The organism is Allofournierella massiliensis, from assembly GCF_964241245.1.
Classification (GTDB): Bacteria; Bacillota; Clostridia; order Oscillospirales; family Ruminococcaceae; genus Allofournierella; species Allofournierella massiliensis.
The window spans coordinates 20,421-36,444 of record NZ_CAXSWZ010000032.1 but is presented as its reverse complement, the minus strand read 5'-3'; the positions used below and the strand labels follow the sequence as shown (position 1 = coordinate 36,444).

The following is a 16,024-nucleotide window of genomic DNA, read 5'->3' as shown; positions in this document are numbered from 1 at the left end:
TTCTCTTTGTCTAGGGCTAAAGCCGTTTTTATTCCACCAGCTTAGCTGGTGGTTGTCGCTCGCTCAAGCTACCCAACGCAAAAAAATGCCGCCTGAAAACCCAGGCGGCATTTTGTTATGTTCTGCTTATTTGCGCTGCCCCTTGAACACCTCAATCTCGGTGGCGGGCAGCTCATGGCGGAATTCCCGCTCGGTGCGCTTCAGGTTGCCGCAGATGCAGGTCTCCTCGCCCCGGGCATCCAGCGGCATATAGTAGCCGCAGGTGGTGCAGCGGACATACAGGCCGGGCTTGCGTTTAAACTCCTTGGCAAAAAAGCCGGTGGCCTTGGGGCCATGGCCCACATAGGTAAAATTCATCTTCGCCTTCAGCTCTTCCTGCTGTTTGCGGATCTGCTCCTCGTTCACATTCCAGTTCGCCAGCATATACGGTTCTCCTTTTCTTTGTGATACCTGCTTGTGCCTGTTTGATGATCAATCCAGGAAATCCCGCAGCTTCTTGGAGCGGCTGGGGTGGCGCAGCTTGCGCAGAGCCTTGGCCTCAATCTGACGGATACGCTCACGGGTAACCTCAAACTCGTGGCCCACCTCTTCCAAGGTGCGGGGACGGCCGTCCTCCAGACCGAAGCGCAGGCGCAGCACCTTTTCCTCACGGGGGGTCAGGCTACCCAGCACGGCGGACAGCTGCTCCTTCAGCAGGGTATGGCTGGCAGCCTCGGCGGGCACGGGGGCATCCTCATCGGGGATGAAGTCGCCCAGATGGCTGTCCTCCTCCTCACCGATGGGAGTCTCCAGGCTTACCGGCTCCTGGGCCACACGCATGATCTCGCGCACCTTTTCCACGGGCATGTCCAGCGCCTCGCTGATCTCGTCCGCGGTGGGCTCGTGGCCATTCTGGTGCAGCAGCTGGCTGGACACCTTCTTCACCTTGTTGATGGTTTCCACCATGTGCACCGGGATACGGATGGTACGGGCCTGATCCGCGATGGCGCGGGTGATGGCCTGCCGGATCCACCAGGTGGCGTAGGTGGAGAACTTGAAGCCCTTGGTGTGGTCGAACTTCTCCACTGCCTTGATCAGACCCAGGTTGCCCTCCTGGATCAGATCCAGGAACTGCATGCCACGGCCCACATACCGCTTGGCGATGGACACCACCAGACGCAGGTTGGCCTCGCTCAGGCGCTGCTTGGCCCGCTCGCCCTTGCGGATGGCGGTTTCCAGATTGCGCAGCTCGATGCGCTGTTCGGTGGGCAGCGCATCCTTGGTCTGGGTCAGCCAGATGCGCTTCTCATCGCTGGAGAGCTCCTTGTCGTCCTCGATCTCGCAGATCTTGGCGAACTTTTCCTTCTTTTCCTCAATGGCCTTGTTGCCGTCCAGAATGTCCAGCGCCAGGCGAATTTCCTCGTCGCCGCTGAGCAGGGGCACCCGGCCAATCTCCTTCAGGTAGACCTTGACCGGATCGTCGATGGCAACGCCCTCGGCAGACAGGGCGTTCTCGAACATATCCACGCTGTCCTCGGTGAGGGTAAAGTTTTCGGAATCGGCGTCCGGCTCATCCACGATCTCCACATTGTGGCCTTCCAGCGTCTCATACAGCTTGTCGATCTGCTCCACGTCGAAGCCGGTTTCCTCAATGGCGTCGTTGATCTCCTTGGTGGTCAGCTTGCCGTTGCGCTTGCCGGTCTCGATCAGTTCGCGGATGGTGATTTTCTTTTCTGCCATATCTTTTACTTCCTCCTGGTTTGGATACATTTGGACTTTTTGACCTGTGTAATATGTAATTCTGCCGGGGTTTACGCCTTCTGGCGTCGCAGCCCGGCAAGGTAATCTTCCAGCTCCTGGCCGCTCATGCGGGCGGCTTCGGTGCTTTTGGGGGCGCTCTGCTGGATGCGGTTCAGATACATCTCCACATCCCGCGGACCGATGCCCACATCGTAGTTGCGGGCCAGCAGATGGGAGATCCGGTTCACGGTATCCTCCGGCAGCTGGGTGGCCAGAGCGGTCAGATCCGGCCGGATGCCCTGGGCCCTGCAGCGCAGGATGGCCCGGTAGGCCTCCCCCATGTCCTCCATGAGGAACTGCTCGGGGGCAAGGCGTTTTTCCACCGTGGAGATGAAATCCGGGTTTTTGACCATGGCCGCCACCAGCTGCTGCTCGGCACTGGCCACGCCCAGAGCCTTCTCGCTGTTCATGGTGTTGTAGGGCAGCTTGATGTCCGACCCCAGCCCCTGATTCAGCAGATCCCGCTCAAACTGGCGCTGCTTTCGGCGTCGGCCCGCCTTCACCGCGGCATCCAGCTGGTTCAGAATTGCCGCCTTGGCCACGTCGGTTTCCTCCGCCAGCCGTCCGGCGTAGATGTCCCGCTCGGTGGGCGAAACGCCGTCCGCCAGAATGCGGATGACCTCCTTGATGTATTCCACCCGATCCGCCGCCCGGGTGATGTCGTATTTGCTCTTCACCTTCTGGATCTTGTACTCAATGGCATTGCTGGTGCCGTTGAGCAGCCGGTCGAAGGCGTCCCGCCCGAACTTTTTGATGAATTCATCCGGGTCCTTGGCGTTGGGGATGTTCAGCACCGATACCTTCACCGGGCTTTCGCTGAACAGGCCCAGACTGCGGGCGGTGGCCTTCTGGCCCGCCTCGTCCGAGTCGTAGCAGAGCACCACCTCGTCGGCGTACTCGGCCAGCAGCCGCACCTGCTCGGCGGTGAGGGCGGTGCCGCAGGCGGCCACCGCCGTATCGAATCCGGCCTGATGCAGGCTGATCACGTCCATATAGCCTTCGCACAGAATGTAGCGGCGGCTGGTGCTCTTTTTGGCAATACTCAGCGCGAACATGGCCTTGCTCTTTTTGTAGACCAGCGTTTCCGGGCTGTTGATGTACTTGGGCTTCTCGTTGCCCAGCACCCGCCCGCCGAAGGCAATCACGTTGCCCCGCAGGTCGAAGATGGGGGTCATCACCCGCCCCCGGAAGGCGTCGTACACGTTGCCCTTTTCGCTGCGCTTTTCCACGCCGGCGGCCAACATCTCCTCTTCGGTGAAGCCCTTGGCCCGCAGGTGCATGCGCAGCGCCCGGAAGTCATTGGGCGCATAGCCCAGGCCGAACCGCCGGATGGTGGAATCGGACAGACCGCGCCCCCGCCAGTAGGCCCGGGCAGCAGCAGCTTCTTCGGTGGGGGCATTCAGCTGCTCGTAGAAAAAGCGGGCAGTCTCCTTGTTCACCGAGAGCACCCGGCTGCGCAGCCGGCCCACCTTGTCGTCCTCCTCGGGCATGGGCATGCCGGCCCGGCCCGCCAGATACTTGACCGCCTCCACATAGTCCAGATTGTTGATCTTTTTGATGAAGGTGATCACGTCGCCGCCCGCTCCGCAGCCGAAGCAGTAGAAACTCTGGGTCTCCGGGTAGACCACGAAGGAGGGTGTCTTTTCGCTGTGGAAGGGGCACAGCCCGGTGTGGGTGCGGCCCCGGTGGCGCAGCTGCACATAGCTGGCCACCACGTCGGTGATGTCATTGCGGCGCACCACTTCCTCCACATATTCATGGGGAATCACAGGCAGCCCCTCCTTTCCGGGTCAGGAATATCGGGCGGCAAAGCAGCCCTTACAGAACGTGCCACTTGCGGGGCACGAAAAAGTCTTCAAAGGTGCGGATGGCGAACTCGTCGCTCATGCCGCTGATATAGTCGGTGACCGCCCGATCCACCCCTTCCTGATAAGCAATCTGCAGAAAGCCTTCCGGAAGCAGGTCGATGTGAGTGCTCAGCCGCTCGTACAGCCCGCCGATCACCCGCTCCACCTTTTCCTCCTCCTTCTTGGCGGTCTTATCCACATAAACAGTGGAGTACATGAAGGAGTGAAGCGCCTCGTAGGCCTCGCCCACTTCCGGGCTGAAGGCCAGCTGGGACTGGCTGCTGTGAGCCACCAGATCGGCAATCAGGGTGGTGATACGCCGGCTCTTGGTGTCACCCAGCACCTCCACCACGTCCCGGGGCAGCTGCTCCGGGCGCAGCACACCGGCGGTGATGGCGTCCTCAATGTCGTGGTTCATATAGGCAATGCGGTCGGAATAACGCACCGCACACCCCTCCAGCGTGGCAGGCCAGGTGCCCTTGGTGTGGCACACCAGGCCGTTGCGCACCTCCCAGGTGAGATTCAGGCCGGTGAAGCGGCGCTCCAGCCGATCCACCACCCGCAGGCTCTGCTGATAATGGCGGAAGCCATGGGGGCTCAGCTGGTTCAGCGCCCGCTCCCCCGCATGGCCGAAGGGGGTATGCCCCAGATCATGCCCCAGGGCAATGGCTTCGGTCAGATCTTCGTTCAGGCGCAGCGCCCGGGCAATGGTGCGGGCAATCTGATCCACCTCCAGCGTGTGGGTCAGCCGGGTGCGGTAATGATCCCCCTCCGGGGAAAGGAATACCTGGGTCTTTTGCTTGAGCCGCCGGAAGGACTTGCAGTGAACCACCCGATCCCGGTCCTGCTGATAACAGGTGCGCAGGGGGCAGGGTTCCTCCGGCCGCACACGGCCCCGGCTGCACTCAGCGAGTGCAGCGCCCGGCGCCAGAATCTGGCGTTCAATCTGCTCTGTGTGCTTCCGAATTTCGTCCATGGCATGTCCCTCCCCTGTGCTTCGCGCCCTCTGGCCGATACGTCTTGTAATAATATATACGACACAAAGGCCCAAAACCCTTTTTCCATTCTGTGAATTTTTTGCAAAAGCCCCAATTATTTTACGCCAAACATCGCCCGGGGTGCATCAGAACGGGGTGTAGAAGGGCTGGGAGATACGGGGGGTCACCGCGCCGCGGCTCAGCTCCTGAAAAGCGGTGGGCAGGCCGGCTTCCTGCCCGGCAGGCAGAGTGGCGGTAAGGGTGACCTTGTCGGCAAAGACCGGCTCATCCACCTGCGCGCCCGCCCCCTGAAGCAGCAGCATCGCCCGCTCGTACAGCGAGTAGTCCACCTCCACGGTGAGCTTCACGCAGGAGCGCACAGTCACGATTTTCGCAGCCCGCAGGCCGCTGGCCGCGCTTTCGGTGTAGGCCCGAACCAGACCGCCGGTGCCCAGAAGAATGCCGCCAAAGTAACGGGTTACCACCACGATGCAATCGGTAAGGCCGGCATGCTGGATGCTCTCCAGCACCGGCAGGCCCGCGGTCTTGGCAGGCTCGCCATCGTCGGAATAGCGCATTCTTCCACCCTCCCGCAGCACATAGGCATACACGTTGTGCCGGGCAGTGCGGTGCTGGGCGCGGATGCTGTTCAGAAATTCCACCGCCTTTTCCTCGGTGTCGGCAAAGGACACATTGGCGATGAACCGGCTGCGCTTTTCCTCAATCTCGGCTGTGGCAGTTCCCTGAATGGTGCGATAGTCCTGCATGGGCGGCCCTCCTTCTTTTCTCATTTACAGACAACAAAAAAGGCGGTTTGAAACAAACCGCCTTTTTGGCTTTTGGATCTTACTTCTTGAGACCGAAACGACGGTTGAAGCGATCAACACGTCCGCCGGTGTCAACCAGTTTCTGCTTGCCAGTGTAGAAAGGATGGCACTTGGAGCAAACTTCAACGTGGATCTCAGGCTTGGTGGAACGGGTGTGGATGACCTCGCCGCAAGCGCAGGTGATGGTGCAGTCCACATAATTGGGATGGATGCCCTGTTTCATTCTTTTCACCTCTTTCTGGTTAATGACTAAGGGGGCCATGCTTGATACATGCGCCCATCACAACCTTCAATAGGAGGCCACCAGCATACACCATCCTGTGCGTATGGAGCGGCCGTCGGAACGATTGCCAAAATAGTATAGCACGCATGCTTTCAAAATGCAAGCTTTTTTGCTCTTTGCCTGCAAAAAAACGGGAAGAACCCGGTTTGATGAATGGTTCTTCCCGTTTTAAAGCATTTTACAGTTCGTACTGTTTAGCTTAAATATTGCTTCCAGTACTCTTCCAGCGTAAGATTCTGCTCGGTCAGGAAGGAGGCCAGCTCCTTGCCCACATAACGCCAGTGCCAGGGCTTGAACTCCACGCCGGTGATCTCCTGCTTATCCTCCGGATAGCGCAGCACAAAGCCGTATTCCGCCGCATGCTCGCTGAGCCACTGATATTCCGGGGTCTGCACAATGGTCTCGGCATTCTTAGTCTGGCTGTACTGGGGCACCAGATCCACGGCAAGGCCGGTGTTGTGGTCCGACTCGTAAGCCTTCTGCTCCACCTGCTGAGCCTGCTGCTCCGCGGCAGCCTGATCCAGCCCCTGATTCAGCAGTGCCTGTACTTCCTGTTCATACAGCTGCTGCTGGCGGGTCGTGCTGCGGAAACCGGAAATAATCTTCAGCTGCAGCCCCGCTTCCTGAGCGGCCTGCTGCATGGCGAAGAAATCCTCCACAGCGCGGCTGTCCAGATAATAGCCCGCACCGTCAATGGCATCCGTCTGGGGATCAAACCCTTCGGGCAGCGGATTGCCCGGGCCGTTCAGCACCGCGAACCAGTCCTCTGCCGTCACCGCAGGGCCGGGCACCGGCGTGGGAGAAGGCTCTGCAGTCGGCTCGGCCGAAGCGCTGGCCGCCTGCGAAGATACCGGCTGGCTTTCCGGCTGCTCCCTCTTTCCAAACCTGCCGCCCCACAACAGGGCAGCAGCAATCAACACCGCCGCAATCAGAACCACCAGCACTGCAATCCAGATTTTCCGGCCGTCGGAACCGTTTCCTTCCGGCTCCGAACCGCCTTCCGCTGACCAGCGCACCTTCTGCGCCGGAGCTGCAGTCTGCGCAGCACTCTGCTGCATTTTTTTCTCCTCTTCCGGAGTAAAATATTTCATCTCATGCGGCATGGTTTACCCCCCTCGTGCCGTTTTGTGCGGGATTTCTTACACTTCTTCCCGCTCTTCCTTCTCCCGGCGGTAGACCATGCGATACTGCTTGAGCCCCGCACGCCAGGCGATGGCCAGCGCAATTACCACCACTGCATAGATCAGTGCGAAGTAGAAAAATACTTCAACCGCGCCGTGTGTGTAGGACGCTACCAGCATCTTCAGAGTCTCCGGCTTCAGATTCAGCCGGTCCATCCGAATCAGCCCGTTAAACAGCAGCGGAACCACCACACTGAACAGCGCCGCTGCGGAAAAGGCGTTAATGCACCAGCGCAGCCGGGCCGCGCCGGAGGGCTGCAGCCGCATCAGCAGCACCAGTGCGACCACGCAGACCATCGCCAGCACTGCAAACCCGATCCATACCATCTGGGTGATGCGCGCCATATAAGGAGCGATGTAGGGCGCCACGATCAGCTGCACATAGTTGTCGTAGTCCACCTGACAGCCGCTGGCCATCTCCTGCACCGCCTCGCGGATCTCGTCCGTCAGCTGAATGCCCCGCTCCTCCAGATTGTTTTCGATGGCTTCCACTGCCGCTTCGGCCACCTCCGGATGGGCGATCAGGCGCCGGTCTCCCTGATACAGGGCTTCCACCGCCCGGAACATGTCCTGCTGGATCTGATCCTCGGTCACAATGCTGGTCATCACTTCCTGTGGAATGCCGCCCGCATTGCCGTAGCTGATGTAGTTTTCGTTCAGCTGCTCCAGCGTGGCCTGGCAGAAACCGCTCTCCAGCACCTGGCTGCGCAGATAGCGGGAATTGCATACGGTACACGCCACAACACCCAGCACCGTGAGCAGCACCAGCAAAAAGCTGAGCACCCATGCCACCGCTCCGGTAATCACCGGGCCGGCAGCATTTCTGCGGATTTTTTTCTGTTTCATCCTTTGCCGCCTCCCTGTTATTTGCTCTTGTCGATCATCGGACCGGACACATACTCCGCGTACACAAAGTAACGCTGGGGCGTGAAGCCGAGTGCGTCAAAGGGGTAGCAGGTATACAGAATCAGGTTTTCGTCCGTGCGGGTGAAATCGTAGGTGGTGGCATCCTGATAATCGGCCACCTTCATCTCGGTTACCCGGTACACATAGCTGCCGTAATGAGTATCGATGTGGATCAGGCTGCCCTCTTCCACATCCTGCAGGCCATTGAAAAAGGTGTTGTTATGGCCCGCCAGCAGCACGGTCTTGCTCTCGCCGGGGATACCCGCGCCCGTAGAATCCGCATAGGTTGCCACGCCCCTGTTCAGCTCGCGGGTGGAATCGCCGTAATACAGCGGCGCATCCACGCTGGTACCCTCAATGGTAATCTGACCATACTGGTCGCCCTTCGTGGGATACACCAGCTCGCTGTACGGCACCGTGGTGGCATTTTCAATGCTGTTTGCCAGCTCCTCATACAAATTGGCGGGCTGGCTTTCTTCCTCCTTGCTGAACATGTAACGGGCAAGCCCCACATAAGGCCCTACCGTGGGAATGGCAGCCAGATACAGCACCCCTGCAGTAAGCGCGGCAAACAGTACCGGCACCCCCACAAAGCTGAGCATTTTGCGCCAGAGCGGCGCTTTGGGCCGGGAAGGAGCCGGACGGACAGGCCGGGAATCGTCCGGCCGATGATATACGGGCATTTGGATAGCCCCCTTTCAAGAGATGCTTGCCCTGCACTTCCCGTTCTGAGCGGCAAGCCGGCAGTGGCAAATGTATATCAAAAGGCAAAAAACCTTTATAAAACACAAAAAACAAGGAAAGTTAGCACAACGGGTTCCTTTCCTTGTTCGCGGGCAAATTATGTGGCAAACACATCATTTGCCTTGTTCGAGTGATTACTCACCCAGCTTGCGAGCCTTCACAGCAGCAGCGCCCAGAACGGAAGCCACAGCCAGAGCCACAACAGCGGCGCCGGTGGTGTTCAGGCCGGTAGCCTTGATCACGCCAGCGGTGGAAGCAGCAGCGCCGGAGGTGGCAGCAGTAGTGCTGTCAGCCTTGCTGGAGCTGTCGGTCCACTCGGGAGCACGGTCAGTGTTGGCAACAGTGGTCTTGGAAGCGGTGATGGAAACACCACCAACCTTCACTTCAGCCTTAACGGTGGCAGAGCCATCCAGGTTCAGCTGAACAGAAACATCGCCAGCCTCAACGCTGTTGTTGCCGGCAGCAGCCTTCATCTCAGCCAGGGCAGTGTCCACGATGTTGCCGATCTCAGTCTGGCTGTTAGCAGTCTGCAGAGCAGCCTGAGCCTTCTCAGCGGCAGCCTTAACAGCAGCCACATCAACGCTGGCGGAATCGGTCAGACCGTCGATCGCAGCGTTCACCTGAGCCATGTCAACACCGTAAGCAGCAGCCTGGTTGGAGTACTCAGCAGCCTTAGCCTTCAGCTCGTCCTTGGTGTAACCAGAACCAGCAGCGAAAGCGGAGGTAGCCATAGCAGCAGCCAGAGCCAGAGCAGCAACGGTAGAAATAACCTTCTTCATTGGTATCGTCCTCCTTTCCCAAATATTTATATAACGCGGAATATCCGCGCTATATCAAATGGAATTCAGAACCACCGGCCGAACAGTTTCTTCGGTTTGGCGGCATCCCGGAGCTGGGGTTCCAGCCCGGCAAACACATCCGCGCCGTTCTGGCGCAGATAACGCACCGTGTCGGCGCCCTGCCAGCTTTCGACCTTCTGCATGGCCGGGCCGATGAGAGGCGGGCGCTTGTCCACGGAATGGGTATCGGTAGACAGCACGTGAACGAGCTGCCACCGCAAAAACTTTTGAATCATCGCCTGCCGGCTGCCGGCACGCATGATGCTGCTGGCATTCACCTGAGTAACCGCTCCGGCATTGACCAGATCGAACAGGCGGGTGGGATCACTGAGCATGTAGGGGTATCGCTCCACATGGGCCAGCAGCGGCGTGATGCCCTGCAGCCCCAGGTTGTAGAAAATATCCTTGGCCCAGGTGGGGTAAAACATGGGGGAAAATTCCACCAGCAAATACGGCGTATCCTGCAAAAGCAGCGGATCCAGATCCAGCTCCAGCAGATCGGAGCTGAAGAACACTTCCGCGCCCAGCTTCAGCTTGACCGGAAGGCCTTCTCTGCTTACCGCATCCTGCAGAATCGCAAAGGACTCTGCCCGGCGCTGCGTGAATTCCTCCACGCTGGTGCGTTCGGCATTGAAGTGCGGCGTGAGGGCAATCTCATCCACTCCCTGCTCCAGCTGCCGCCGGATCAGCGCCAGGGAGTCGTCCACGGTCTGTGCGCCGTCGTCAATTCCCGGCAGGATGTGGCTGTGAAGGTCCGTCATGGGGCCGCTCTCCTTTATCTCTTATTTATAATAGCCGTATTCGTAGGAATAGTAGTAGCCGGTATCGCGGCTGGTGCTCTTCAGATCAAAGCCGTTGAGCACGGCACCAATGATGTTGGCATTGGCCGCCTCCAGGTTTTTCTTGGCCAGCTGCGCCGACTCGATGGTGGCGTTCGCGTGGCCCACCACAAAAATCACACCATCGGCCAGTGCGCTCAGCACCGCTGCATCGGTAACCACCGATGCGGGAGGAGTATCCATAATGATGTAGTCATACTGAGCAGACAGGCTGTCCAGCATTTTGCCCATGCGGGCACTGCCCAGCAGCTCCGCAGGGTTGGGCGGGATCACACCGGCAGTGATTACGTCGATGTTCAGATCGCTGAAATGCACAATCACATCCGCGGGGGTTGCCTCACCGCTGAGCACGTTGGTCAGGCCGCTGGCTCGGCGGGTGATGCGCAGATATTTATGCATGACCGGCTTACGCAGGTCACAGTCGATGATCAGCACCTTCTTGCCGTTTTCCGCCAGCGAGATGGCCAGGTTGATGGCCACGTTGCTCTTGCCCTCACCGGGGATCGAGCTGGTGATCACCAGCCGGCGATAGTTGTTGCTGGCAGCCATGAAATTGATGTTGGTGCGCAGGGTCTTATACGCCTCCACATACTGGAAAGGAGCGTTTTTCGAGATGATCTGCAGCTTGCGGTTGATGGGCTGATCTTTTTTCTTTTTCTTTCCCAGAGCGGGCAATTTGAAAGCCATCGATCAGTCCTCCACTTCCACCTGCGGAATGACGCCCAGTACGGTAAAGCCCAGATGCTTCTGGATATCGTCATCCGTTTTAAAGGTATTGTTCAGCATTTCCTTCAGGAAAATAAAGCCCACGCTGGCCACCAGACCCAGCAGGCCGGCAATGGCAGTGTTCATGGTCTTGTTGGGCGAAACCGGGGCATCCCCCACACGGGCATCCGAGATGACCTTTACGGAACCGGCTTCCACCGCCTCCTGAATCACATCGGGGGCGATTTCCACAATTTTACCCACAATAGCCTTGGCCTCGGCAGGGTTTTCATCCTGCACCGAGATCTGCATGACCTGGGTGGAGTCCACCGCAGACACGCTTACCCGGTCGGCAAGCTGCTCATAGGTCATATCCAGGCCCAGCTCTTCGATTACCTGATCCAGAACCGTGTCGCTCTTTACGATGATACCGTAGGTCGCCACCAGATTCTTGGCGGTGGTCAGCATATCGTTGGTCAGGTTGGTGCTGGTCTGGCTCTGCTGCGAGTTTACGATCATGGTGGCACTGGCCTGATACTGCGGAGTGATCAGGAAATTGGTAACCAGAAAGCCCACAATAGCGCACACGATGGTGCTTGCCACAATGGCCAGCAGATTATTTTTCAGCATGAAAAATATTTCACGCAGGTCTATGGTCTCGTATTCTTGCTCCACAGTCTTTCCCCCAGTAATTGATAAAAAAGGACTTTTTTGCCCTATTAAAAACGTCATTTTATTCGGATGGTTAAGAATTTATTTGAAACCATTCGACGACGCTTTAAAGTATATCACAAACGTTTTTGGCCTGCAAGGCAAAAGATATTTTTCGTAAACTCGCATAAAGGATTTCCGTCCATGGATTTATTCTTTAGATAAATTCATACCAGGTTTGTCACCAAGTGCATATTTTCTCCCTGAATCAGGATATTTTTCCCTTAAACGGAACCATTCCTGCCAGATTTTCCCCTCTCAGGTCACCCGTTTCCGGGCGCAGAAAGGGGGGAGCGCAGCTTCCTGCGCTCCCCCGCTGTAAAACCGATGACCGTATTCGCTCATGCAGCCGGTTCCGCAGTGGGCTCCGGCGTTGCCGCCGCACCGGCTGTATCCGTCTGGGCAGCCTGATCGCCGCCCTCTGCTCCATCGGTCTGTCTGTCCGTTCCCTCATCCGTCTGGGCGGTTCCGTCGCCCTGTCCGGTATCGCCTTCGCCGGCCGGCTCTGTCTGCGCGGAATCGGACGCAGCGGAATCCGAAGCTGTGATGGACCCGGGCGACCAGGTGGGCCGCAGGCTGCCATCCTCCAGCTGATGGGATACATCCAGCGTGCCCTGCTCGGTATCGCCAATCCCCTTGCCGTCCTCATTGTGCAGCAGATAGGCGGCAAATTTGAGCTTATAGTCCAGATTATTAAAGGTACCAAGCAGCACCTTGGCCCGGTTCTGATAGATAAAATACAGCTCATTGGCTTCCCCGAACTGGATGCTGGTGCAGTCATCCTTCAGCTCATAGGTCCAGAGCAGCGCCAACAGCCGGTTCACATCCTCCAGGGGATCGTGCCCGTTCTCTTCGCCCGTTGACGAAGAAGAGGTGGACGCTGTGCTGGAAGTCTGGCTGGAGGAAACACCGGAAGCCGCCGGTGCGGGCGTCGCCGTGGCGTTGGGGGTGGCCAGCTTCAGATAGTAACCGGCCACAGGAGCTTCAATATCCAGCCCCAGCAGTGCGGGCAGGCCTTCGGGCTGCGTTTCCCCAATGGCCATGATCTTGAGCCCGTCGCTCAATGTGAGCCATCCGCTGTCTGACTGGGCACACCAGGTTTCCACCGCAGGTTCCACCCGAATCACCAGCGTGCTGGGCAAGCGACGGCGAATCTCCACCCGTTCCAGATAAGGCAGACTTACCACCATGCTTTTTTCCTTCTGGGCGGCGGAGAACTGGAACATATTTTCACCCACCGGCACACCCAGTGCCCCAAGAATTGCGTCCTCGGTATAAATGCCGGTATTCACCGGGGTGCTTCCGTCCATATTTTCAATGCGGAAGGTCTCCACCTTGAACAGCACCGTGAGCGAGAGAACCACACCGATGCCCACCACCAGAAGCCCCAGAAATGCCATGAGCAGATTTCGGCGGCGACGGCGGCGGCGAAGCTCGCTGTGCGTCAGCCGCCGGGGTGGCCTTACCCGGGCAGTCGTATGTTGACCGGGATAAGGCTGTTCACTGTGGGGATACTGCTGCGTTCCGTGGGGATACCGGGTGTTCTGCCGCCGGTAATCGGGCTGCGGTGCCGAACCCTGCCGCTGCCGGGCCGTCCGGTTTACCGGCTGGGGTTCTCTGCGCCGGGAACCGGTCTGGGGGGCCGGGCGGGTCTGCTGCTGTCGCCTGCCGCCGTCCACAGCCTGAACGCGCCGGGCGCTCTGGCCGCTGTTCTGCGCAGGCTGCCTACCTGAATTTCGCCTGATCTGCCGTTTCGCCACCGGCTCCCCTCCTTTCTTTTGTATTATTTTCCTGAATTATTACTTTTCGTTATTTTTCTGTGCCTTTTCCAACCCCATCAGCTGGGCCAGTTTTGCCCAGATCTTATCCAGACTGTGAGGCTCGGCCAGGCGCTGGGCATTGCTGCCCATCTGAGCCAGGCGCCCCGGCTGGGCCAGCAGCTCCTCCACCATGGTAATGAGCTTTTCGCCGGTGAGATCCTTTTCCTCCACCACCAGCGCGGCTCCGGCCTTCTGCAGCTCCAGCGCGTTGTAGTACTGATGGTTCTCGGCCACGTTGGGGCTGGGGATCAGAATCGCCGCACGGCCCACCGCCTCCAGCTCGGCCAGTGTGAGCGCGCCTGCCCGGCTGATCACCAGATCCGCCGCGGCCAGCAGCTCGGGCATGTTGTTGATATACTCGCTGACCACCAGATTTTCATTATAGGAAAAACCCTTTTCACTGGCCAGATTTTTGAACATCTCCACGCCCCGGCTGCCGGTGGCGTGCAGATGCAGGATGTTGCGGGGCTGCTTCTGCTCCCAGGCGGCCAGATCGGCCACCACCTCGTTGATGCGTCGGGCACCCAGACTGCCACCGAAGCTCAGGATCACGGTGCGATCCCCTGCGTTCAGTTTGGCGCGGGCGGCGGTGCGATCCTGCTGGAAGATTTCCGGCCGCACCGGGTTGCCCACCACCGTGGTCTTTTGGGGTGCGCCCAGCTTTTCCACCGCTGCGGGCACGGCGGCAAAGATTACATCCACATCCTTTGCCAGCAGCTTGTTGGTCACACCGGGGAAGGCGTTCTGCTCATGGATGGCGGTCTTGATGCCCATTTTGGCAGCGCAGCGCACCACCGGGCCGCTCACATAACCGCCGCAGCCGATCACCAGATCCGGCTGCACCTGCCGCATCATGGCCTTTGCCCGGGGCCCGGACAGAGCCAGATGCCACACCGCCTCGATGTTGCGCAGGATATTTTTCGGGGTCAGGCTCCGCTGGATACCGTTTACCTCGATGTGATGGAACGGATAGCCCGCCTGCCCCACCAGCTTATACTCCATGCCCGCCTTTCGGCCGGCAAAATGAATCTCGGCATCCGGGCAATGCTGCTTGATAGCGCCCGCAATGGCGAGTGCCGGGTTGATGTGGCCGGCAGTGCCACCGGCTGCGATCAATACGCGCATGATAAGCACCTCCTTCAAAACATTAAGGGATCAGCGGCGGAAACGTGCATAGGGATCCTCTTCCTCCCGGGCACGCTGCGCCTGCTTTTCCTGTTCGGCCGCGGCTTTTTCGTCGGCCTTCTTCCGGTTGCCTGCCCGGCACACACTCATCACCACACCCATCTGACCCAGCAGCATCAAAAGGCTGGTACCGCCGGAGGAGAAGAAGGGCAGGCTGATGCCGGTGTTGGGGATGGTGTTGGTCACCACCGCCACATTGAAGAGGAACTGGAAGCTGATCTGGGCAATACAGCCCACCACCAGCAGACTGCCGAACCGGTCGGGCGCGTTCCATGCAATCACAATCCCCTGCACAATCAGCAGAAGGAACAGCAGGATGCAGATTACCGCGCCCACAAAACCCAGCTCTTCGCACAGGATAGCGAAAATAAAGTCGTTCTGGGCCTCGGGCAGCCACATGTGCTTCTGCACACTGTTGCCGATGCCCACCCCGAACAGTCCGCCGGAACCGATGGTGTACAGGCTCTGGCCGGTCTGGCGGGTGGAGTCCTGCATATCCGAGAAGGGCTGCAGCCAGCCCTGAAGGCGTTCCGCCACATAGCCGCCGCGGGTAACCAGCAGCAGGGAAATGAGAGTAACCGCCACGCCGCCTGCCAAAAAGAACCAGCGCAGCAGCGCGCCGCCCACCAGCATGATGGACGCGGCAATGCAGCACATCAGGATCATGGCGCTGTGGTGCGGCTCCAGAAGAAGCAGCAGCAGAATGGGCGCCAGCAGAACGCCGGGAAGCAGAATGCTCAGCTTCAGGTTCTGCATGGGGCCCGCACCGGGAAACTGGCCCTCAATCCGTTTCTGATACCGGGCAAACAGATGGGCCAGCAGCAGAATCAGAGCAAATTTTGCAATCTCACTCACCTGAATGGTGGGCAGACCGCTCACGTTGATCCACCGGCGGCAGCCCTTGATGGGCGGCATGAACAGCACCACCACCAGAAGCCCCAGTGTTACAAAATACAGCGGCCAGGCAAACCGGCGCAGCCAGTGGTAATCCACCCGGGAGATGAGCAGTGCCGCCGCCAGACCCACAATTGCGTAAAGTGTCTGGGGGCCCACATATTCATAACTGTTGCCGAACTTGTTCAGCGAGGTGGCGTAACTGGCACTGAACAGAATGATCAGGCCAAACACCTGCAAAATAATCAGGTTGGCCAGAAAGGCTCCGTTCAGCTTGCCGGGATGCTTGTAGAACATGCGCACCGGTGCGCGGCTTGCCTGCCGGGCCTGTCGGGCGGCGCGGCGCATCTGCTCCGCCCGCTGCCGCGTGGCAGACTGTGAACCCGGTGCGCGATAGGTCTGGCGGGCCGTACCGCCGTGCCGTGCCATATCGGTCATGGCCACAGACCTCCTTTTTCAGGGGTACTCAGGCTGCGGGAGCAGCCTG

General features: G+C 59.0%; 16 protein-coding genes. All 16 read right to left on the bottom strand.

All coding sequences use genetic code 11. From position 1 onward, the window contains the following. Positions 1–126 precede the first annotated feature (126 nt). The 16 genes from ACESYO_RS14065 to ACESYO_RS13990 all read right to left on the bottom strand — a co-directional run bounded on the left by ACESYO_RS14065 (position 127) and on the right by ACESYO_RS13990 (position 15,975). A complete protein-coding gene (locus tag ACESYO_RS14065) occupies positions 127–423 on the bottom strand; it encodes a hypothetical protein (protein ID WP_058965797.1) in 297 nt (98 codons plus the stop codon). A gap of 48 nt (positions 424–471) precedes the next feature. Further along, positions 472–1,719: an RNA polymerase sigma factor RpoD gene (gene rpoD, locus ACESYO_RS14060; protein WP_373210486.1), complete on the bottom strand. Its 1,248-nt coding sequence runs from the start codon at positions 1,717–1,719 to the stop codon at positions 472–474. Between the two features lie 71 nt (positions 1,720–1,790). Then, positions 1,791–3,548, bottom strand: coding sequence for a DNA primase (gene dnaG, locus ACESYO_RS14055; RefSeq protein WP_276870529.1), 1,758 nt, complete (start codon positions 3,546–3,548; stop codon positions 1,791–1,793). 49 nt (positions 3,549–3,597) lie between these two features. Continuing rightward, complete coding sequence (locus ACESYO_RS14050; protein WP_058965791.1) at positions 3,598–4,602, bottom strand: deoxyguanosinetriphosphate triphosphohydrolase; 1,005 nt, start codon at positions 4,600–4,602, stop codon at positions 3,598–3,600. A gap of 147 nt (positions 4,603–4,749) precedes the next feature. Beyond that, entirely contained in the window at positions 4,750–5,370 is a 621-nt protein-coding gene (locus tag ACESYO_RS14045) for an IMPACT family protein (RefSeq protein WP_058965789.1), read from the bottom strand. Positions 5,371–5,449: 79 nt separating this feature from the next. Beyond that, on the bottom strand, positions 5,450–5,653 hold the full coding sequence (rpmE, locus tag ACESYO_RS14040; protein ID WP_058965787.1) for a 50S ribosomal protein L31: 204 nt from the start codon (positions 5,651–5,653) through the stop codon (positions 5,450–5,452). Positions 5,654–5,907: 254 nt separating this feature from the next. Beyond that, positions 5,908–6,816 carry a M15 family metallopeptidase gene (locus ACESYO_RS14035; RefSeq protein ID WP_276870525.1) on the bottom strand — a complete coding sequence of 303 codons (909 nt, stop codon included), beginning with the start codon at positions 6,814–6,816 and terminating at the stop codon, positions 5,908–5,910. A gap of 36 nt (positions 6,817–6,852) precedes the next feature. Next, positions 6,853–7,740 carry a hypothetical protein gene (locus ACESYO_RS14030; protein WP_276870523.1) on the bottom strand — a complete coding sequence of 296 codons (888 nt, stop codon included), beginning with the start codon at positions 7,738–7,740 and terminating at the stop codon, positions 6,853–6,855. Positions 7,741–7,757: 17 nt separating this feature from the next. Continuing rightward, positions 7,758–8,483: a class D sortase gene (locus tag ACESYO_RS14025; protein WP_058965781.1), complete on the bottom strand. Its 726-nt coding sequence runs from the start codon at positions 8,481–8,483 to the stop codon at positions 7,758–7,760. Positions 8,484–8,678: 195 nt separating this feature from the next. Then, positions 8,679–9,323 (bottom strand): hypothetical protein, encoded by a 645-nt coding sequence (locus ACESYO_RS14020; protein WP_058965779.1) that lies wholly within the window; start codon positions 9,321–9,323, stop codon positions 8,679–8,681. 65 nt (positions 9,324–9,388) lie between these two features. Then, positions 9,389–10,144 carry a tyrosine-protein phosphatase gene (locus tag ACESYO_RS14015; protein WP_058965777.1) on the bottom strand — a complete coding sequence of 252 codons (756 nt, stop codon included), beginning with the start codon at positions 10,142–10,144 and terminating at the stop codon, positions 9,389–9,391. 21 nt (positions 10,145–10,165) lie between these two features. Then, positions 10,166–10,909, bottom strand: coding sequence for a CpsD/CapB family tyrosine-protein kinase (locus tag ACESYO_RS14010; RefSeq protein WP_058965775.1), 744 nt, complete (start codon positions 10,907–10,909; stop codon positions 10,166–10,168). Positions 10,910–10,912: 3 nt separating this feature from the next. Further along, positions 10,913–11,659 carry a YveK family protein gene (locus tag ACESYO_RS14005; RefSeq protein ID WP_082669644.1) on the bottom strand — a complete coding sequence of 249 codons (747 nt, stop codon included), beginning with the start codon at positions 11,657–11,659 and terminating at the stop codon, positions 10,913–10,915. Positions 11,660–11,979: 320 nt separating this feature from the next. Next, positions 11,980–13,398 carry a cell division protein FtsQ/DivIB gene (locus ACESYO_RS14000; RefSeq protein ID WP_373210490.1) on the bottom strand — a complete coding sequence of 473 codons (1,419 nt, stop codon included), beginning with the start codon at positions 13,396–13,398 and terminating at the stop codon, positions 11,980–11,982. 39 nt (positions 13,399–13,437) lie between these two features. Then, positions 13,438–14,583 (bottom strand): undecaprenyldiphospho-muramoylpentapeptide beta-N-acetylglucosaminyltransferase, encoded by a 1,146-nt coding sequence (gene murG / locus ACESYO_RS13995; protein ID WP_373210491.1) that lies wholly within the window; start codon positions 14,581–14,583, stop codon positions 13,438–13,440. A 30-nt stretch (positions 14,584–14,613) separates the two neighbouring features. Next, complete coding sequence (locus ACESYO_RS13990; RefSeq protein WP_373210493.1) at positions 14,614–15,975, bottom strand: FtsW/RodA/SpoVE family cell cycle protein; 1,362 nt, start codon at positions 15,973–15,975, stop codon at positions 14,614–14,616. Positions 15,976–16,024 lie beyond the last annotated feature (49 nt).